Origin of the sequence: Ktedonobacter racemifer DSM 44963 (assembly GCF_000178855.1) — a bacterium.
Lineage (GTDB): Bacteria > Chloroflexota > Ktedonobacteria > Ktedonobacterales > Ktedonobacteraceae > Ktedonobacter > Ktedonobacter racemifer.
In genome coordinates this window covers 1508659-1529949 of sequence record NZ_ADVG01000003.1, presented here as the reverse complement: position 1 = coordinate 1529949, position 21291 = coordinate 1508659, and the positions used below count along the sequence as shown (strand labels likewise).

The window sequence follows — 21291 nt, the reverse complement described above, 5'->3', positions numbered from 1 at the left end:
ATATAGCAAGAGTAGGGTTGTTCTCAAGAAAGGTAGTAATTACAGATGGCCTTCAGCGGCGAAATACCTGTGCAGATGCCAGGTATCCATGATACAACCTCACAGGATAACCAGCTTTTCGTCCAGGGCCGTACTCTGCCTTTTTTTAGCCATGCTTTGGCGCTGAGAAGCTAAAACGCGTAGCAGTCAGGTAGACATAGGCCGTGGGCGAAAAAATTTGCCCACGGCCTTCTGCGTTTTTGGCGCCAGCTTATGTCTCCTAGCAGGACCGTGGGCAGGATGTCCACGGTTTTTTTGTCAACATTAAAATTGCAAATTGCAAGGAGAAATCAGCATGCGAGATAGCAACACTCAGACCCTTTATGATTACCTCGTCTCCGAATACAACCACCACTTCGACTACTGGGACTGGTCGTACCTGGACGGCAGAAGGGTAGATGTAGCAACCCAACCCAAGATGTGGGACTATATCAGGGCTGTACAGACCGCCATGCAGCAAGTACAATCCATCCTCGACATGCGTACCGGTGGTGGCGAAAAATTCGCCGATCTACTTAGACAGTACCCCGTGCCGCATGCCTACGCCACAGAGGGCTACGCACCAAATCTCGCCATGGCCCATCGGCTCCTTGATCCCCTGGGGGCCACCGTCTATGCCGTAGATGACGAAACACTTCCCTTCGCCGACAATACGCTGGAGCTTATTATCAATCGCCATGGGAGCTACAATCCACGCGAGGTACTGCGTGTCTTAAAACCAGGTCAACACTTCATCACGCAGCAGGTTAGCGACCAGGCCAATGTACGCATCCATGAACTATTGGGACGCCAGAAGGAGTTGCTCTCCTACGAGGGCGCACCCCACAAATCCGCCTGGAACCTGGAGTACGCCACGCATGAACTGCATGCGCACGGCTGGCAGATTATAGAGCAGCATGAGCACTTTCATACCACGCGTTTTCTCGACCTGGGCGCCTTTGTCTACTATCTCAAGGCCATTCCCTGGGAGGTACCCGATTTCTCCATCAACGCCTACTTTGATAAGCTCATTGAAATTCAGCGCATCTTTGAGCGTGATGGCATGCTCGACATTCCCTTCCACACCTTCTTCATAATTGCGCGTAAGCCATAGGAACTGCTATCTCCTCCCGGCTCGCAAGCTCGCCTCGGGTAAGGGGATGGTGGTGCGGATGGCGGCTCCGCCGCCATCCGCACCACCATCCCTATCCATTGAGCTCCGCAGGCGCGAAAGTGACGCATCCATACACAACCAAAGCACGAGACATTCGTATTCCTGGTAATAAAGGTATAGAAATCATAGAATTTTAGGGTCAAGCGTTGAAGCCCAACCCATCATAGAGGAAAGCAGGCACATTCATGCAATACGGAGATCCAAGAGACGCGCGGAGAGCGGCCAGGAACGCCCGGCGCTCCTACAGGCGAAACTATCGTCGGTCCAGAGGTGGCTGGCTCGGTATCGTGTTTATCATCATCGCCGTCGTCTACTTTACACACCACCTCTCGACAATACTCTTCGGCCTGGGCGTGCTCGTCCTCCTGTTGATCGGGGCGGGCCTCTTCATGTCCAGTCGCAATAGAGGCATGAAATATCAACAGCCATACCAGACACCCGCCGAGTCGGAAGAGCAGCAGTCCTACTACCAGCCTTATGACCAGGGCTACCAACCTCCACCAGCAAACTATCAGGAAGGCGGACAGCAATACTACTATCCCTCGCAAAATTCTACCCAGCCTCAGCCACATGAGGCCCCCGAAGCCCAGTATCCCGAGCAACTGCCACCCATGCAACAGTAAAGAGTAGCACGACGCTGCGGGAGCACACGTTAAAGCACACGTTTATATATGATGGGGCGGAGAATGTCGTATCATGGTATGTAAACGCGTGCTCTCGCAGCGTCGGCACCCACTTGGTAGATCTCATAACCAGAAAGGCTCTTTCCCACAATGACTTTTAGCAGTCATTCCAACTCACAGCAACAGGATACCGCTTTTGTTGTCGATACTCGGCGCAGTCCACAGGCCAGATTACACCCGGTCAGCATGAGCAACGTACAGCTTACGGATACGTTCTGGCAGCCACGCCGTGATATCAATCAGACCGTGACGCTTCCACAGCAATACGAACTATCCGCGCGTACCGGGCGACTCGATAATTTCCGCCGGGCGGCTGGAGATAGCTCAATTCCTTTCAGGGGCATATTTTACAACGACTCCGATGTCTACAAATGGGTGGAGGCGGCCTCCTGGACACTCGCTCAGACTCCCGATGCACGCTTAGAGCAGCAGCTCGACGAGGTAATCGCGCTTATCGCCTCAGCTCAGGATGATGACGGCTATCTAAACACCTATTACTCCTTTGAGCGCCAGGCCGAGCGCTGGAGCAACCTCACAGATATGCACGAGCTCTACTGCGCGGGCCATCTTCTCCAGGCTGCGGTCGCGCACCACCGGGCAACCGGCAAGGCCAGCCTGCTCGATGTGGCGACCCGCGTGGCCAATAATATCGCCTCGGTCTTTGGTCCCCAGGGGCGCCCGGGAACCTGTGGACATCCCGAAATTGAGCTGGCCCTGGTCGAGCTGGCCCGCGAGACAGGTGAGCCACGCTACCTGCAACAGGCACAGTTCTTCATCGGTCAGCGTGGTCAGAAGCCGCCTGTCCTCAATGGCTCGCCCTATTGCCAGGATCACCTGCCAGTGCGCGAGCAGCAGGAAGTCGTGGGACACGCAGTCCGCGCGCTCTACCTCTACGCAGGGGTAACCGATGCCTATCTTGAGACAGGGGAAGCAGCCCTTGACCACGCGCAAGAGGCCCTCTGGCAGAATCTCACGGAGCGCAAGACGTATGTGACAGGCGGCGTGGGATCACGCTGGGAGGGTGAGGCATTCGGTGAGAACTATGAGCTCCCTAATGAACGGGCCTACACGGAGACCTGCGCCGCCATCGCCAGCGTCATGTGGAACTGGCGCCTCCTCCAGGCCAGGCCGGAGGCGCGCTTCACCGATGTGATCGAGCAAACGCTCTATAACGGCGTTATCGCGGGTAGCTCGCTCGATGGGAAACTCTACTTCTACCAGAATCCCCTCGCGGACCGTGGCAAACACCGCCGCCAGCCCTGGTTTGATACGGCCTGTTGCCCCCCCAATATTGCGCGCCTGCTCGCCTCGCTCCCCGGCTATTTCTACAGCACCTCAGAGGAGGGCATCTGGCTGCATCTCTACGCCAGCAACACCGCTCAGATTCCCCTGGCCAGCGGAGAGGCCATTACCATCGAGCAGCAAACGAACTACCCCTGGGATGAAGAGATTGGCGTCAGGCTCCAGATGCGAGAGGCCCAGGACTTCACCCTCTTTGTGCGCATACCCGCCTGGGCGACAGGCGCCCAGATCCAGGTCAACAAGCAGCCTGTCGAGGGGCTTGCCATCAAGCCAGGCACTTATGCCCAGCTCAACCGCACCTGGCAGCCAGGCGATAAGGTCACAATTGTCCTGCCTCTGGAGGTTCGCCTCCTGGAGAGCCATCCCCATGTTACCAGCAACCGTGGCCGCGTCGCCATCGCTCGCGGTCCCCTGGTCTACTGCCTTGAGCAGGTCGATCACGGCTCCGTCGATGTATGGGATATTGTCCTCTCAGGCCAAACCCACTGGGAAGTACAAGCACAAAAGCAACTCCTGGGCGGAGTCGTAACCCTGCACACTCAGGGCTACGAACAGGTCTCAGAGGACTGGCAGGGACAGCTCTATCGCCCCCATAACCAGACCAGGCAAAACAGCTATCGCCCGGTCCAGCTCATCGCCATCCCCTACTACGCCTGGGCTAACCGTGAAGCCGGCCCCATGCAAGTCTGGCTTCCTCTAGATGAGAATATCAAATTGTAGGGTCAAGGTGTTCAGGGTGTGAGGCGGGCATGCGCCCGCCTCACACCCTGAACACCAACAGATAACCTCTTGACAATGTAGTAGTTTCGCATATACACTTATCTTATATATGATGTATTAGTATCTGGAGAAGCAAAAATGTTGAACAGTTGCATTAAGTTCTTACCACGAAATGGGGGACTTCATTGCGGCAATGGCATGCCACTGGCCCAGGGGATCACTCTGCCCTTTTTGCCTGCATGCGCCTGTTCACATTCTTCGCGATCACCCCTCTCTCATTAGCGACTGATCGCGCTTCTCACCGGCGTACGCAGCGAGTACGACCGGTGATGATGAGCGTGCGTTGGCTTCGCCCTTTCCATCCTTTCATCTTCACTCCCTGAATCCAGGACGCCTTGCACGTCTCTGCCCTCAGCGGTTGTCCTCGTCTGCGACTTGTATCCCTTCATGGAGGACAACCAATGAAGCTCTGGCAGTTTTTACTGTCGCTCAAGGCACGCAACTCACCGCCACGCGTCACATCGCGCCAGTACCTTACACTCTTGCGGACTTATCTGGGGCCACAGCGTCTAAGGGTCGCCGTGATGGCGCTCCTGCTCTTCGCCAGCATCGCCATGCAATTGCTGGGACCCCAGATCATCCGCGTCTTTATCGACGCCTTTCAGCGTGGCGCCACGCAGCAAGTGCTCACGCTTACGGCCCTACTCTACCTGGGCGTGGCGATAGGCGGTCGCCTCGTCTCCGCGCTCGCAGCCTACTTCTGTGAGGATGTCGGCTGGCGCGCCACCAACTGGCTGCGTGAGGATCTCACGCGCCACTGCCTGAACCTGGATCGCACCTTCCACAGCAGCTATACCCCGGGCGAGCTTATCGAGCGCGTCGATGGCAATGTTGATTCCCTGGCGAACTTCTTCTCGCGCTTTATGGTTCTCGTGCTGGGCAATGCCCTGCTAGTCCTGGGCATCCTGGTTCTTATGGCACGGGAGAACGCGTGGTTGGGCATCGTCATGGGCGCCTACCTTGTTATCAGTATCATTGCCTATGTACGCGTCCAGAAATTTGCTATTCCATACTATAAGAAACACCAGCAGGCGGAAGCAGTCTTGAGCGGCTTCTGGGGAGAGCTACTTGCTAGCCTGGAGGATATCGCCTCCAGTGGAGCAGCACCCTATATTCTGCGGCGCTATGTGCAGTTGCAGCGCCAGGAGAACACCGCCGAAATCAAGCGCACCTTCTACTGGACCAGCTTTGAGGTTTCCGGGCTGGCAATCGAGGTAGTGAGCATGATCTTTGCGCTCATCATCAGTGTCTACCTCTTCGTGCATGGCTCGATCACACTCGGGACACTTGTACTCCTCCTGAGCTACAACTCGCTCATGCTCGACTACACCTTTGAATTAACAGAACAGTTTAGCGCCCTTCAGGAGGCCACGGCCAGCATTGAGCGCATCAACGAAATCTATCATACCGCTAGCCAGGTTCCAGATGGTCCCGGCGTAAGCTTCCCTACCGGTGCCCTGGACATTGCCTTTGAAGAGGTCGCCTTTCACTATGAGTCAGCCCAACCAGTACTGCGCGACATCTCGTTTGAGGTGCCAGCCGGAATGGCCGTGGGCCTGATCGGGCGTAGTGGCAGCGGTAAGACCTCGCTCACGCGCCTGCTGATGCGCTTCTATGATCCAGTGGTTGGCAGCATTTGCCTGGGGGGACAGGATCTGCGCCAGGCATGGCTAGAGGACCTGCGCCAGCGTGTGGGACTCGTCACTCAGGAGGTGCAGCTCTTCCGCGCCACGCTGCGCGAGAATCTGACCTTCTTTGATGAGCGGATCGATGACGAGCGTATCCTCGCAGCCATCACCCAATTAGGCCTGTATGATTGGTATATGCGCCTGCCAGAAGGCCTCGATACACCGCTCGCAAGCAACGGCGCGGGCCTCTCGGCTGGCGAGGCACAGCTCCTGGCCTGTATCCGCGTCTTTCTCAAGGATCCGCAATTGATTATTCTGGATGAGGCCACCTCGCGCCTGGATCCCGCGACCGAGCGGCTCATTACTCAGGCGACCGAACGCTTACTGCGCGGGCGTACAGCGCTTATTATCGCCCACCGTCTCTCAACAGTGGAGCGCGTTGAGCGCATCATGGTTCTAGAGGCCGGTCAAATCGTGGAGTATGGCTCACGCGCCGATCTGGCGGGAGATCCCGCCTCGCGCTATGCCCGACTACTACAGATGACGCATCCGGAGGAGCTACTGGCATGAAAACGCAACAATTTTTATGGCGTCTCATACGCTTTACGCGCTGGAGCTACATGTGGGACATACTGCTCCAGTTTCCGCGCCGCCTCCTGCCGCTGGCGCCAGCCCTCATCATCCAGCAAATCGTGGACGGCCTGACGCATGGAATGCGGCTCGATGCCAACTTCTGGGGCCTGCTCGCGCTCTTGCTAGGCCTGGTACTGGCACGCATGACATGCCTTATCATAACGATGGTAAGCGAGCGTTTCCCGATTTTCAACATCGAGGCCCTGCTACGCAAGAACCTGCTGGAGCACCTGCTACGTCAGCCCGCGGCAGTCGACCTCCCTTATCCCAACGGAGACATTATCAACCGCCTCCAGCGTGATCCAGGAGGTGTAGGCTTCTTCCTGGTAATGAGCGCCTTTGTCTTTGGCATGGCCGTTGAAACCGTGACAGCGCTCATCATCATGGCCCATCTCAACCTTCAGTTGACGATTGTAGCGGTCATACCTCTGCTCCTGGGAAACGTGCTGGTCAATACCTTTGGCAGACGTATCGAGCGCTATCGCACCGCTACCCGCGAGGCCGGGAGCGCGATCAGTAGCTACCTGGTCGAGATGTTTGGCTCCGTCCAGGCCGTCCAGGTCGCGGGCGCGACCGAGAGTGTGATCGGACATTTTCAGCGCCTCAACCAGCGCCGCAGGCGGGCCGCGCTTCAGGAGAATCTTTTTAGCAATGCCTTCCTGGGCCTCTTCGATACCGGCATTTCGAGTATCGGCATTGGCCTGGTGCTCCTCCTGGCGGGCAGTGCGTTGCGCGCAGGCAACTTTACTATCGGTGACTTTACGCTCTTTGTCGCCTATATGGCAAACATCGCCCGCTTCAGCGGTGAGCTTATCGAGCGCATCGCGGCCTACAGACAGGTGCGGGTCGCTCACAAACGCTTGAACGACCTCATGCTCGGAGCAGAACCAAATGCCCTGGTAAAGCCTGGACCAATCTACCGTCGTGGCCCCCTACCAGCTATTCCCGTGCTACGCCAGGGAGCCGAGGAGCGTCTGGAGACACTAGAGGTAAGCGATCTCAGCTATCATTATCCCGGCACCCAACGTGGCATCAGCGAGATCAGCCTGCGTATTGAACAAGGGCAATTTGTCGTAATCACCGGGCGCGTTGGCTCAGGAAAGACCACGCTGCTACGCGCGCTACTTGGTTTATTGCCAAAGATGCAGGGCGAGATCCGCTGGAATGGGGGCCTGGTGACGCAGCCTACAAGCTTCTTTGTGCCACCACGCAGCGCCTACACACCCCAGACGCCCGCACTCTTCAGCACAACCTTGCGCGAGAATATCACGCTTGGTCTTGTCCTGGACGAGGGCCAGGTGCAGCAGGCCGTCCACACCGCAGTCATGGAGCGCGACGTCGAGACCCTGGTTTCCGGCCTGGAAACCGTCATCGGCCCCCGAGGCGTCAAGCTCTCAGGCGGCCAGGTACAGCGGAGCGCGGCAGCGCGTATGTTCGCGCGCGAACCCGAACTACTGGTCTTCGACGATCTCTCCAGTGCCCTGGACATTGAGACTGAACGCCTACTCTGGCAGCGCATCTTTGCCCAGGAACAGCGTACCTGCCTCGTAGTCTCACACCGCGAAGCAGCGCTGAGGCGAGCCGATCACATCATCGTCCTCAAAGAGGGACACATTGAAGCGCAGGGGAACCTGGAATACCTGCTTACCTATAGCGCAGAGATGCGCCAGCTCTGGAAAGGAGATCTGTACTAGAGGTACATAGCGAGTAAGCCATGTGCTTACAAGCCATGGATGGGGAGCACTTGTTTTTTGCTCCCCATCCATGTACAATCATCCATAGATATTGTTGGGGAGCAAAACAGAGGGAGCAATATACATCTATGCCCAGGCGTGCGCAGTATACCATCAGCTGGCTAGCTGAGCTGAATGCCTACTCTTTTATTGGACCAGCAGGCGAAACAGCCTCTTCTTTGCAAGGTGAGGAATGGCTGCAATGGCTTGGGGAGCACACGGCTTTTGCCTTTCATGGGCGTAATGGTCAGCTTAATCTGCTCAAGGAGCGCCGCAGATCAGGCGAAGGCTATTGGTATGCCTACCAGCGCCAGGAGACAGGCATGGTCAAGCGCTACCTGGGACGGAGCGAGCAGCTAAACCTGGAGCGCCTGGAAGAGGTCGCGACGCTGCTGAGGCACACCTCAATGTACCCCAACACGGCCACGAGTCAACCACCACAATTTGAGCCGCTCTTGATGCCCAAGCTCCAATTGCCACGTCTTCAAAGCTCACTCCTCCCTCGCGAACAGCTCTGGCCCTTGCTCGACAAGGGATTGGAGTATAAATTGACCCTCATAGCGGGACCAGCTGGCTATGGGAAGACCACGGCAATCGGTCAGTGGCTTGCCAAACGCCGCTCTCAGGAGGGATTTCCGCATGTAGCTTATCTGACTCTGGACGAGGGCGATAACGATGTGATCCGCTTCTGGCGCTACATCATCGCCGCCTGCCAGGACGCGTATCCTGACTGTGGCAAGGAAGCGCTGGCACTCCTGCGCGCCCATCGCCTGCCTCCCTTTAAGCCATTGCATATGATGCTCACAACTCTCCTCAACGAGCTTAGCCAGCTTGAGTATCCCACAGTGCTCATCCTGGATGATTGCCACGTGCTACACACGCCCCAGGTGATCGAGACGCTGAGTTTCTTCCTGGATCACCTACCGACCTCGCTGCATCTCTATATGCTCATCCGCGGCGATCCTCCCTTTTCGCTCACACGTCTGCGTGCGCGCAATGAGCTATTAGATATCTACCCTCCTCACCTGGCCTTCTCTCTGGAAGAGACACGCGCCTTCTTTGAGCGTGTGCTGTCCTTTTCGCTCACACCCAAAGAGGTACGCCAGATTCACGAACATCTTGAGGGTTGGGGCACAGGATTGCGTCTGCTAGCTATGTCCATTACAGGAGCCAACGATAGGCGCGAAGTAGAACAGATACTGCAAACCTTTACGCGTAGTCATTGGAGCGTACGTGCCTATTTATTTGAAGAGGTGCTCCACACTCTCACGTCTGAGCAACAGGAGTTTCTCTTAGAATCATGCATACTCCCGCTCGTTAATGCCGAACTGTGTGATGTTATCCGCGAGCGCCAGAACAGCGCGGTGCTGCTCCAGGACCTGCGCGCCAGCGATCTCTTCTTGATTCCCCTTCATGGGTCGGGAGGATGGGCGCGTTATCATCCACTTTTCGCCGACACCATGCGCCAGGAAGCGCATAAGCGCCTGGGCGAGCCGCATCTGCACAGGCTCTTAGCCCGCGCCAGTGCCTGGTATGAAGCACATAATCTCTATGCAGAGGCGATTGAGACGGCACTCGATGCCACCAATTTCATGCGCGCGCTCGACCTGCTTGAGCGCTTTCTCAAGGAGAAGTTGCATACTCAAGCCCTGGCCACTCAGGAACTATATACGCTGCATCGCTGGTTTAGACGCCTGCCTGAAAAAGATCTGGCACACCATCCCGACCTCTGTGTACACTATGCGATGACCCATCTCTTCCTCTTGATGGAAGAGCCACAACTTCACCCTGGCAGAGAATATATAGACCATTTATTGCGCCTGGCGGAACAGCGCTGGCGCGACATCAACAACACCGAGAAACTGGCCGAGATCTTCGCCTTCCGCGCGTTACTATCACGCCAGGAGGGCAATATTCTCCAGGCCGTGACCTGGGCCAGGCAAGCGCTGGCCTGGCTCCCACAAGAGGATCGCACCTGGCGCAATCTCGCACTGACCGTCGTAGGCACAGGAGAGATCCTCGCTGGTGACCTGCGAGAGGCACGCCGAGTTCTCCTTGAGGCCCTGGCACTTAATGAGCAACAGGGCAATTTTCTCTACGCGCGTGCCACGCGCGGAATGTTGGCCTGGGTAGGCTGTGAACAGGGAACATTGCATCACACCGCCGAACAATTTCGCCAGATGCTCAGCGAAGCCCGGACACAGGAGGATAGCGATGATATTGCGCGCAGCCTGTATGGACTCGCACAGATCTACTATCAATGGAACGACCTGGAGAAGGCGGAGCCGATGGCGCGTGAAGCCCTGGAGGTCTCCGAACAGATGCATATCGAGGAAGTACAGGCGCAGGCCAGCATCCTCCTGGCCTTGATCGAGCAGGCTCAGGGACAGGGCAAGCAGGCCCAACAGCGCCTGACTGCCTGGCTAGTACGCACGTCCACACCCCACACTCCTCTCAGCTATCAGCACTACCGCGAAGTACAGACCTGCCTGGCACGCCTTCAACTGGCGCACGGCAGTCTAGCCGCCGTAGAGCGCTGGTTCAGCAATATAGAGCAGAGCGAGGAAGCTCTACCGCTCCTCAAATGCCAGCGTGAACACATTCTAAAAACGCGCTACCTGCTCGCCCAGGGGAGTATCACTGTCGCCCTGGAGCAACTCAATCACATCTGTGCAGAAGCTCAACGAACCGATCACATCGCCCTTTTACTCGAAGCCCAGGTCGTCATGGTCCTCGCCTATGCGCGGCAGGGAACACCGGCCAAAGCATTTACCCAACTCCAAACCCTCCTGGAAACCACGCATAGCGAAGGCTATACACGCCTCTTTCTCGACGAGGGCGAGGAGATGGCCTTGCTCCTGCGCGGGCTCCTGCCTCGCCTTACAGACAAAACCCTGCGCAACCACGCCCTGCACCTGCTCAACGCCTTCGCGCCAAGCAGCCCAACATCAACGCAGCCGAGCACACCCGGCGCCTCACTCCTGCTCGAATCCCTCAGCCCACAGGAAGAGCGCGTCCTGCGCCTGCTGGCCTCCGGCAATAGCAACGCTGATATCGCCCGCGAGCTTGTCGTCTCAGTCAATACCATCCGCACTCAACTCCAGAGCGTTTACCGCAAACTCAACGTCTCCAACCGCGTCGAAGCCAGCAACACAGCCCGGCAACTGGGCCTCGTTTAATCAGGTTGGTATTGTTGCATAGTTTGCGGGCTAAGCCCGCAAACTATGCAACAATACCAACCTAGTATTAAGATTGACAATTGCGATTTCAAGCCTTACCATGAAATACCTGAGGTACATAACAAGCAGACAGAGATACACATCCCGCTTATGGAGTAACTGAATGAAAATGAGACAATATTCCCCCTCAAGAATGATTTTTGAGGAAAAATCCCTCGGTTTTGACCGCCTGATTATGCTCTGCGACGGCATATTTGCCATTGCCATGACCTTGCTTGTACTTGATATCAAGCTGCCTGAAGGCGTACAGGCAGGTGCACTACATGAGGAACTGGGCAATCTCCTGACGAAAAGCATCTTTTATCTGATCACCTTCATTACTGTGGCTGGTTATTGGGTGAGCCATCGCCAACTCATGACATATATCAAGCGCCAGGATGGACCCTTTACTACGCTCACATTCTTATTTCTGGCCTTTGTCGTCTTCTTCCCCGCCTCCTTTAATGTCCTGGTAACCACTGGGAACCCGGCTGAAGTTGTCATATTTTACACTCTCGTCCTGGTAGGCTGTGGCCTCTCGTCATTCTTGCTCTGGGCCTATGCCTCGTGGAAACACAGATTAATTGATGCAGCAATCAGCCAGCATGAAATTATTACACGCTGCATTCGTATTCTGATTATGCCCATCTATTTCTGCCTCTCCCTCATCCTGCTAACCATCCCACACATTGATGCAAACGCAGTATTCTATAGCTGGTTCCTGCTCCCTATCGTTGCCAGAATCGCTCATGTCATCAGTGACAGGATCGAGAAGCGCCTCACGCGCCATCACACAATGGCACCAACAAAACCCGAGAGCAAAACACCGGTTTCCGGCGAATAATAAACCTTTTAATTCAGTATAAATAGGGGTGCCTTGTCCGTAATCCTTGGCGCTCCAGGCTAATGAAGCGTTGCGAAAGTGCCTGAGCCTCTTCGTAGCGCCCCTGCTTAAAATAGAGCGAGGCCAGGTTGGTAAGGCTGATGGCAAGATAAGGAGACTGTGCACCAGTAAATGACTGCTCACAAAGCTGAATGGCTTGCCGGAAAAGCTCTTCCGCTTGCTGAAGTTGACCCCACTTTACGCAAAGCTGGGCCAGTTCGCTGAAAGCGGTGGCTAGCAAGGAATGCTCCTCCTCCTTCGCCAGCAGAAGCTGGCTAGTATGTAATGCCTGCTGAAAGAGTGTCTCCGCCTCTTCTTTACGACTCTGCTCAGCATATAGAGCAGCAAGCTTACTCAGGCAATACGCCGCGTAGGATTGGTAGCGACGCTCCAACTGGCGCTCGTTCACCTGGATGGCCTGTTGTAGGAGTTGTTGGGCCTGCATATAGCGTCCCTGCGCGCTAGAAAGCGTTGCCAGGATGCTCAAAACATAGATCATATCGGGATGAGATAGCTCATCAAGTTGCTCTAACATATCCCGCGCCCGCACGCCAAAGGACTCCGCCTCCTCATAGCGTGTGCGAGCAAGGAGATATCCTGCTACTTTCGCACTCAGGAAGGCAATGGGATGCGCTATCACACTCCATTGCTCAGCATGGGACAGAGCAGTATAAACGTGAGGTAGGAGCCACTCGCACCGCTGCCAGTAATCCTCGTGCAACAGATCGAGTGGAAAGAGCGCTTCGAGCATACGTGTAACCATCAATATCCACCTCTGTCGCTCCTCCAGAGGTAAACTTTCTCGCACCACCATTTGCACCAGGCGATGCATGGTGAACAATTTTCCACGCGCACTACGGCCAATCAGGGAATAGGACAGCAATTCCCTCAGAGCTGCATTGCGTCGCAAAGGCTCTGTAAGCAGTGAGCGCAAATCTGAATCAAGAGATGACGCGCCCTGGCTGATCATCTCCTCAGGAATACTCTCACCTGCCAGAAACGCGCAGAGCGTGAGCAGCTCCACAGCACCTATCTGCCTACCTTGCACTTGTTCAATGGAGACCTGAAAGGTTTTGAACACAGGAAGGGAATGTCCGGCAATGCTGACCTGATGTTGAAGCAAGTCGGCTGGATATGCCTCTAGCAGATGCAAAAAATCGCCAGGACCGCATTGCGTCTCTTCAATATATGTAGCTGCCTGGTCAAGAGCCAACGGCAGACCACCCAATGCCTCTACTAATGCATCTCCCTCAAAAGAGAGTGTATCATGCTCCTGCTTCTTAGAAGAAACTGGAGACAACTCATTCGTCCACAGACGTCCAGCTAGAAATACACGCCCCTCTGCCGCTGTGAATGGCTGTAATGACACAATATGTCCCAGCCCTTGAAGAGCTGTGAGACGCGTAGTAAGGAGTATGGCACCCGAGCGTGCCAGAGGCAGAAACTCTTGAAGGAGAGCAAGGTCTTCTACATTATCAAAGATAAGCAGCCAGCCAGAGTGATTGGTGAGCCAGTGCAGAACTGAAGAAATAATTTCATCCTCCAGCCCTCGCCCTGGAGAGAACTGCAAAGCGCGTGCTATGGCCTGAAAACTAATAAGAAGCGTATCGCGAGTACTCGCATCGCACCAGAAGACTGCGCTATATTCCTCAGCATGAAGATAGGCATATTCAAGGGCTGTTTGGGTCTTCCCAACGCCTCCCAGCCCGCTCAAGGCATAACAACTGGCACCGACTGTCTCTGTGAGCCGAGCATGCAGAGTTTGTAATAGTTCCTCACGCCCAGTAAAGAAAGGGTTGCGCGGATAGGGCACATACCAGTAAGCGGAGAGGGCTATCAAGCTGGCCTCCAGAAGTTGACGCGTCTCCTGGCTATCAAGCTGAAGGTGGCGGGCCAGTTCCAGAACCATACCCTTGCTATCTGGAAGAAAGTCGCCACGTTCCCAGGTGCCAATCGTATTACGATGCACACCAAGGCGGGCCGCAAGACGCTGCTGGCTCAGCCCCTGCCGCTTACGCAGTAATTTTAGCAGTTCACCAAAGGTGGTTACCTCAAGAGGCTCTCTCTCCTGCATAGATTCACGCTCCACTCGCTTGCCCTTAATTGCACAATTGATTCGTGCATCGCCTGTCCTATTATATCCCTAGAGCTTATTGGTCATTCAAACACAAAGGAACAAACAAACCAATGAAATTTGCAAAAATGGTATTCCTGGTCGCAGGAATTTACGGTATTGTGGTGGTTGCGCCGCTCTTTCTTACAGAAGGGGTTATTAACGCCACTCAGCCACCAGCTATCACCCACCCTGAGTATTACTATGGTTTTGCGTGTGTAGCGCTGGTGTGCCAGCTACTCTTCCTGGTAATAGCACGTGATCCAGCGCGCTATCGGCCAATCATGCTGCTGGCAGTCTTAGAGAAGGCCTCCGGGATAGCATTTCTCCTGCTCGTCTTTCTCCATCGATCCCCGCCAAGTATGCTTATTGGAGGTGTGGACGTGCTTCTCGGTATTCTCTTTCTTATTGCTTATATCAGAATGGCGCCCGCCCGGGTTCAGCACCCAACAGTTGCACGCAGTTCCGGAGCATAATCGTGCTCATTGGCCGTTACATACGAGAATGATTTGTCCCCGCCTCACTTCTCAGCACCTACGGTGCTTCGCATAGTGTGTGATGCTGGCGTGACGCAGCAACGCCAGCATCACACACTATGCGAAGCGAAAATTGAAGACCGTTTGAGCATGGTCCAACAGACTTCATCCTTTTAATCATCCATTCAATAGTGCTTATGTGTGATGCTGGCTCATCCTTCTGGCGCTTATAGTAGGGGCAGTTACAAACGTACTACTAGATTGGAGCACAGATATGAGCACATTAGAGGTCTCTACCCTACCGCCAGAGCGCACAAAGAAAACATCTAAACGTAAAATTGTCTTCTTTCTCGCCGTGGTGGCATTCTTGAATACCATGGGATTCACGATTATTGGTCCCGTGGTCCCGTTTATGACTCGTCAATACCTGGGCAACCCGAACGACCTGGCCGTTGTAGTGGGCTGGCTACTCTCCATCTATGGCATCTGCCAGATGCTCGCGGCCCCAGGTCTGGGCCTGTTGAGCGACCGCTATGGGAGGCGGCCCGTCATCTTCATCTGCCTGCTTGGCTCAGCCATCGGCTACCTGCTCTTTGGCCTGGGGGGCGCGCTCTGGATGCTCTTCCTGGGGCGCATTATTGATGGTCTGACCGGGGGCAACTTTAGCGTCCTCTTCGCCTATGTCGCGGACATCACCGAGCCTGAAGAGCGTGGCAAATACTTTGGCATCTTCGGTGGGATCTCGGGCGTAGGCTTTATTGTCGGCCCGGCCATTGGCGGCCTGCTGGCGAATGTCAGCTATAGCATGCCCTTCCTCGTCGCAGCAGGAGTGACGCTGCTCAACCTGGTCTGGGGCTTCTTCTTCCTTCCTGAGAGCCTAAATAAAGAGCATCGCCTGACCACTATGCGCCTGCGCGACCTCAATCCTCTCGCCCAGCTAGGCACTGTATTCAATATGGCAAATCTGCGCTGGCTGCTCCTGGCTGGCTTCTTCTACGCCTTCCCGTTCGCTATCTTGCAGGCCAATCTGACTATCCTGATGCGCGACAGCCTGGGCTGGAACGCGACAGACGCGGGCCTCGTCTCAACGCTCGTAGGGGTTGTGGATATCCTGGTACAGGGTGTGCTGGTAGGCAAGCTCATAGACATCTTTGGCGATATCAAAGTGGGCATCAGCGCACTGGTACTGGTCGCGATCAGCTACCTCCTGCTTGGATCAATTGCCCTGATCGCCTCACCAATTCTATTGATCGCGGGCGTAATCCTCTTCTCAGGTTCGGGTGGGCTGGTCGAGAATGCACTGCGTGGCCTGACCTCGCGCGCTGTAGGGCCGAAACAGCAAGGCCTGGTGGGTGGCGCGAGCCAGTCGATGCAATCCCTGGCATTGATCCTGGGTCCGATCCTCGGTGGCGTGCTTTACGCCCAGTTCGGACACGCCACGCCCTACTGGAGCGGCGCGCTGATCATTGGACTGGCTATCCTTTCCGTTGTCCTGGCGCTTCCAGCTTTACGCGCAGCTAAAGCCTGACCAGCTACACCGGATCGTCCACCTGGGCGATCCGCATTATTTGTTCAGCCAGCTCGCGCAGGGCCAAGCGGAGTTCGGGCGGTTGCCGGACCACAAAGGGAAGGTCCAGGTTGACGAGGTAGCGCGCGAAGGCAGGCAGGTGCACATGATGCGTCTCGAGGAGCGTTCCAGTGGCAGTAGCGCTCAACTCACCATGCGACGAGGGGACCTTATGTCGTACCTCGTAGAGCGGCACCTGGAACTCGACCTCGATCTGCCACCTGTTGGGGATGCTACCCAGGTGCTTCATAACATACGCCTGGCAATCGAAGTCCTCGTCACGTGTGAATGTCTCATCCAGAAAACGCACACTATCGACGCGATCCAGGCGAAAAAGGCGCGGGGCCTGGCGCAGGCAACAATACCCAACAACATACCAGTGGCCCTTCCAGCCCACCACGCCATAGGGTTCGATATCGCGCTGAGACTCCACGTTATGGTGCGAGCGATATGCTATCGCGATCCGGCGCCGCGTCTGCACCGCCTCGCTGACATTGACCAGCAGTTCGGCATCGGGGCGTTCATCCCTCTGCTGGGGCGAGAGGATCATATGCGAAGAAATAGCCTGCAAGCGCTCGCGCCCACGCAGCGGCAGGACGCGATACACCTTGGCAAGGGCTCCCTCAAGAGCCACAGAAGGCAGGCTGACCTCTAGCCAGGGCGCTCCCAGCAGTGCCAGAACCAGGACGGTCGCCTCCTCTTCCGTGAAAAGCAGCGGCGGCAGTTTGAAGCCAGGACGCAGGCGGTAGCCGCCACCAGGACCACGCGCTCCCTCGACGGGCATACCCATCTCCTGAAGCATCTGGATATACCGACGCACAGTGCGCGGCTCTACCTCCAGGCGACGCGCCATCTCCTCTCCACTCATCTGCGAGTGCGTTTGCAGCAGCTCCAGAATCGTCAGCAAGCGCGTCGTCGGATGATACATTACCTTCCCTCGCTTATGAATTCTTTCTATCTCTCATTAGAAATGTATTTTATCCTCTACCACTGATAAAGTACAATATTTTCCCTTGCCCTGCATAAACTTCCAATTCTCCTCGGCTCGCTGCGCAACCCTTACCCTTAAGCGACGCAGGCGCGAAAACTTATGCAAAGGCAGCCTTTACCGCTTGGAGGCTCGTACTATACCAGTAAGAGAGAGAAAAAAAGGAGGAAGTTCATGCATTCAGAACACCCTCTGTTTCAAGAAGATAGCAATACCTGGATTCATGGCCTGACCACATCATCGCGACTTTCTGCACTTACGCAAGAGATGTTCGATGTCTTCTGGATCTTAACCCCAGCAGGAGGGATGCAAGCCATTAGTTCTAGCTGGCAAACACTTCCTGACCAGCAGGATTTTGCATATCCTGGTCGAGGGTGGCTTGATGCTGTTCATCCTATGGATCGGCAGCAAGGAGAAGACGCACTACACGAGGCTATTGACTCTGGACATACGAGCGAACTGGTATGCCATATTCGTAGCGATGATAACTCGTATCACCTGGTACACCTGCGTTTTATCCCTGTACGTGAAGCTTCCGGCACAATCAACGAAGTTCTGGCCTGTGGCAATAACCTTACCAGGCAGATGCAGACGGAACAGATGAGCGAGGCACAGGTGCAGCTTGCCTTGAAGGCTTCTGGCGTAGGCATGTGGGATTGGAATCTACTTACTGATGAGCTAATATGGACGGATCAGAAAAGAGCCCTCTTTGGTTTGTCACCAGAAATCCCTATCAGCGATGAGCGTTTCCTGGAAACTTTACATCCTGACGACCGTGAGCGCACCCATCAGCGTAACATGCAGGCCATAGCCGAGAAGAAAGAATATAACAAGGACTACCGTACGATCTGGCCCGATGGGAGCGTGCATTGGCTTACAGACCGAGCACAAGTCATCTGTGATGAGACTGGAAAACCGACACGCGTGGTGGGCGCCACGCTGGACATTACTGAGCTAAAACACAAGGAAGAAGAACTTCAGGAAGCCAAAGACGAGGTGACCACCATTCTCGAAAGTATCACCGATGCCTTTCTCTGCCTCGATTCACAGTGGCGCTATTCCTATTTAAACCAGCGCATGGAAACGTATTTGGGTAAGAAACGCGAAGAGGTATTGGGCAAGGAAATGTGGAAGGTTGTACCTATGCTCCTCGGCACAATATTTGAGGATCGCTACCGTACAGCGATGGCAACACAGCAAGCAACACATTTTGAAGCATTCCATCCCGCCTTCCAGCGTTGGGTCGAGACGTATGTGTATCCACAGCCCGATGGGCTGTCAATATACTTTCACGATATCAGCGAACGGAAACAGATAGAGGAGGCCCTAAGAGAGAGCGAAGCCCGCTTTCGCCTCCTTATGGAATCCAATATCATTGGTATAATAACAACGGATAGGAATGGCAACATTCTCGAAGCCAATGCGGCCTTCCTCTCGCTTCTTGGCTACACGCAAGAAGACCTGGCAACGGGTCAGATGAAGTGGGATATCATCACTACTCCCCAGACTCGCGCAAGAGACACAGAGACAATAGAGGAGGCACTGAGGACGGGAGTTGCCCAACCATATGAAATAGAATATCTCACAAAAAGTGGTAAACGTGTGCCAGCGCTCATTGGGCGCGCACTCTTCCGCAGAGAGGGCTCTCCCCCATTATTTCTGTGTTTTGTGCTGGATCAGACTTATCGCAAGGAGGCGGAGAAACAAAAAGACCTCTTCCTGGGCATAACCGGTCATGAGCTTAGGACACCCCTGGCTGCCCTCCGAGGAACGCTCCAACTGATCGAAAGACGCCTCAGGCGCTTCATCAACAAGACAGATAATCTCACTCCAGAGATGGTCTCATTCTTTGAGGGTATACAGAAAAACCTGGCGAATGGTGTCCGGCAAGTTGATGTCCAAACCCGCTTAATTAACGACTTATTGGATGTCTCACGTATTACATCTGGCACCTTAAAGCTCTCGTTACAGCGCTGCGACCTGGTCCCCATCATACGCGAAACTGTCGAAGACCTCCGCTTAGTAACTCCTGAGCGCCAACTCCTACTTGAATTGCCAGAAGACACGCCGGTCAACGTCCTGGTTGATCAGAACCGCATCAGCCAGGTGATAACGAACTATGTGACGAATGCCATCCGCTATTCGAGCTCGGATCAGCCAGTACACATCGGCTTAGCCGTTCAGGAGAATATGGCTCGCGTCTGGGTGCGAGATCACGGGCCGGGCCTCTCAAAAGAAGCTCAGGAGAAGGTCTGGCGCTGCTTCCACCAGGTCAAGGAGGTACCGGTGCAGAGCGGCTCGGAGAAAGGTCTGGGCCTGGGTCTATATATCTGTCAAATCCTCATCGAGCAACACCACGGAGAGGTGGATGTTGAAAGCACCCCTGGCAAAGGCTCGACCTTCTGGTTTAGCCTCCCCCTCACCAATGAAAATGAATAAAAAATTGCTTGAATTTAGGACCAAATCTCTCCTCTACTAGTGATATGCTACCTATGCAGATCAAGAAACGTGAGAAACAATCTTTGTTTAAAAGCAGATTAAGGAGCCTCTGATGAAATTCGCCTCTATGCGTCTACTGGTCAATGATTTTGCGGCCTCGGTTCGCTTCTGGCATGACTTACTGGGATTAAACATGACCTATAGCGATGAATCAATAGGCTACGCCTATTTTGAGACTGGCGGCACCACCGGGATAGAACTCTACCAGCGTGATGGCTTCGCTTCAGCCCTGGGCGAAGTCACTCCTGCCGCCGCTCCCACGGGTCGCCAGACAGTACTGACCTTTGGTGTGGACGATGTAGATACCACCTACGCCGACCTCATCAAACGCGGTGCCGTCGAAGTCTCAGGGCCACACGACCGCCCCGAATGGCGCGCCCGCACAGCCCATATCAGCGACCCCGATGGAAACCTCGTCGAGCTATACAGCCCCCTCCAGGCCTCTGAAATACCAACGGCTTAATAGCCCCGCCAGGCGCTGCTAAAGCACATTACTCAGGAGAAAATATGAGCAATCGCACAACCATCTCAAAAATTACCATAAACGCATCAGCCGCCCGCGTATGGGACGCAATCACGAAGCCAGAGCTGGTAAAGCAATGGCAGTACGGCTCCGACCTCATTACCAATTGGCAGGTAGGTAGCCCCATCGTCTTCCGCAGTGAGTGGGAGGGCACAGTCTTTGAGCAAAAAGGCACGATCCTGGAAGTTAAGCCACAAGAGCTGGTCAAGTACACCCTCTTCTTTCCTCACCCGGGCCTGGAGGATAAGCCAGAGAACTACTTTACCATGACCTACCTGCTAGAAGAGACCAGCGACCAAACAACACTCAGTATCATTCAGGATGACCCCAGGGAGATGCCGCCACAGGAATCGTCTGAAGAGGGTGAGAACAGCGTGCTGATCACCCTAAAGCGGCTCGTCGAGGGGTAGCCCTATGGCAAGTACAGACAATCTGCCCACCATTGGGTTTGCTACACAGCAGGATTGGGAGCTATGGCTACACGCAAACCATGATGGGGCAAAGGGCCTCTGGGTCAAACTAGCAAAGAAGGAGAGCGGCATTCCTTCTATTTCATATGCCGAGGCCCTGGACGTGGCTCTCTGCTATGGCTGGATCGACGGTCAGAAGGCCTCACTAGATGAACAATACTGGCTGCAAAAATTCACGCCGCGCGGTCGCAGGAGCGCGTGGTCGAAGGTCAACCGCGAGAAGGCAATGGCGCTTATCGCTGAGGGCAGAATGCAGCCAGCGGGCCAGAAACAGATAGAGTTGGCGAAAGCCGATGGACGCTGGGAGCAGGCCTACGAACCACAGAGCAAGATAAATATCCCCGACGATTTGCAAAGTGAGCTAGATCAGCACCCACTGGCGAAGGAATTTTTTGCTACCCTGGATAGCAGGAACCGCTATGCCATCCTCTATCGCATTCAAACAGCGAAGAAGGTCGAGACGCGCTCAGCCCGCATCCAGAAGTTTATCGAGATGCTCTCTAAGCGAGAAAAAATCTATCCATAACGCCTGAAACAAAATCAAGAACGTCTCTCAGTACCTCTAAATTGTAGGGTCCAAGCTAGCTTGGGCCCTACAATTCT

At 54.9% G+C, this 21291-nt stretch carries 15 protein-coding genes; 13 read left to right on the top strand and 2 right to left on the bottom strand.

Going from position 1 to position 21291, the window contains the following annotated elements; translation table 11 throughout:
• The first annotated feature begins 334 nt into the window (after window positions 1-334).
• From KRAC_RS35650 to KRAC_RS35620, 7 genes are all read left to right on the top strand, one after another.
• Window positions 335-1132, top strand: coding sequence for a class I SAM-dependent methyltransferase (locus KRAC_RS35650; RefSeq protein WP_007915834.1), 798 nt, complete (start codon window positions 335-337; stop codon window positions 1130-1132).
• A gap of 245 nt (window positions 1133-1377) precedes the next feature.
• Window positions 1378-1815 carry a hypothetical protein gene (locus KRAC_RS35645; protein ID WP_007915832.1) on the top strand — a complete coding sequence of 146 codons (438 nt, stop codon included), beginning with the start codon at window positions 1378-1380 and terminating at the stop codon, window positions 1813-1815.
• A gap of 150 nt (window positions 1816-1965) precedes the next feature.
• Window positions 1966-3897, top strand: coding sequence for a glycoside hydrolase family 127 protein (locus KRAC_RS35640; RefSeq protein ID WP_007915831.1), 1932 nt, complete (start codon window positions 1966-1968; stop codon window positions 3895-3897).
• A gap of 461 nt (window positions 3898-4358) precedes the next feature.
• Entirely contained in the window at window positions 4359-6155 is a 1797-nt protein-coding gene (locus KRAC_RS35635) for an ABC transporter ATP-binding protein (RefSeq protein WP_007915829.1), read from the top strand.
• Window positions 6152-7912, top strand: a complete 1761-nt coding sequence (locus tag KRAC_RS35630) for an ABC transporter ATP-binding protein (RefSeq protein ID WP_007915826.1) — start codon at window positions 6152-6154, stop codon at window positions 7910-7912. The genes KRAC_RS35635 and KRAC_RS35630 overlap by 4 nt, the downstream gene beginning before the upstream one ends.
• A 128-nt stretch (window positions 7913-8040) precedes the next feature.
• Window positions 8041-11130 carry a winged helix-turn-helix domain-containing protein gene (locus KRAC_RS35625; RefSeq protein WP_007915825.1) on the top strand — a complete coding sequence of 1030 codons (3090 nt, stop codon included), beginning with the start codon at window positions 8041-8043 and terminating at the stop codon, window positions 11128-11130.
• A 163-nt stretch (window positions 11131-11293) separates the two neighbouring features.
• On the top strand, window positions 11294-12013 hold the full coding sequence (locus tag KRAC_RS35620; protein ID WP_007915824.1) for a TMEM175 family protein: 720 nt from the start codon (window positions 11294-11296) through the stop codon (window positions 12011-12013).
• Between the two features lie 13 nt (window positions 12014-12026).
• On the opposite strand, the gene KRAC_RS35615 is transcribed toward KRAC_RS35620, so the two are convergent.
• On the bottom strand, window positions 12027-14126 hold the full coding sequence (locus KRAC_RS35615; protein ID WP_007915823.1) for an XRE family transcriptional regulator: 2100 nt from the start codon (window positions 14124-14126) through the stop codon (window positions 12027-12029).
• Between the two features lie 113 nt (window positions 14127-14239).
• Here KRAC_RS35615 and KRAC_RS35610 point away from each other — a divergent pair, with 113 nt between their 5' ends.
• On the top strand, window positions 14240-14641 hold the full coding sequence (locus KRAC_RS35610) for a hypothetical protein (protein ID WP_007915822.1): 402 nt from the start codon (window positions 14240-14242) through the stop codon (window positions 14639-14641).
• 274 nt (window positions 14642-14915) lie between these two features.
• On the top strand, window positions 14916-16169 hold the full coding sequence (locus KRAC_RS35605; protein ID WP_007915821.1) for an MFS transporter: 1254 nt from the start codon (window positions 14916-14918) through the stop codon (window positions 16167-16169).
• A 4-nt stretch (window positions 16170-16173) separates the two neighbouring features.
• Here the strand turns inward: KRAC_RS35605 and KRAC_RS35600 are convergent, their stop codons facing one another.
• The gene (locus tag KRAC_RS35600; RefSeq protein ID WP_007915820.1) at window positions 16174-17136 is read right to left on the bottom strand and encodes a helix-turn-helix transcriptional regulator; all 963 of its coding nucleotides are present in this window, start codon (window positions 17134-17136) and stop codon (window positions 16174-16176) included.
• 234 nt (window positions 17137-17370) lie between these two features.
• Between KRAC_RS35600 and KRAC_RS35595 the strand changes: the two genes are divergently transcribed.
• The 4 genes from KRAC_RS35595 to KRAC_RS35580 all read left to right on the top strand — a co-directional run bounded on the left by KRAC_RS35595 (window position 17371) and on the right by KRAC_RS35580 (window position 21214).
• Window positions 17371-19635, top strand: a complete 2265-nt coding sequence (locus tag KRAC_RS35595; RefSeq protein WP_007915819.1) for a PAS domain S-box protein — start codon at window positions 17371-17373, stop codon at window positions 19633-19635.
• Window positions 19636-19747: 112 nt separating this feature from the next.
• Window positions 19748-20158, top strand: coding sequence for a VOC family protein (locus tag KRAC_RS35590; protein ID WP_007915818.1), 411 nt, complete (start codon window positions 19748-19750; stop codon window positions 20156-20158).
• A gap of 44 nt (window positions 20159-20202) precedes the next feature.
• Window positions 20203-20628, top strand: coding sequence for an SRPBCC family protein (locus KRAC_RS35585; protein ID WP_007915816.1), 426 nt, complete (start codon window positions 20203-20205; stop codon window positions 20626-20628).
• 4 nt (window positions 20629-20632) lie between these two features.
• Window positions 20633-21214: a YdeI/OmpD-associated family protein gene (locus KRAC_RS35580; RefSeq protein WP_007915815.1), complete on the top strand. Its 582-nt coding sequence runs from the start codon at window positions 20633-20635 to the stop codon at window positions 21212-21214.
• Window positions 21215-21291: the final 77 nt, after the last annotated feature.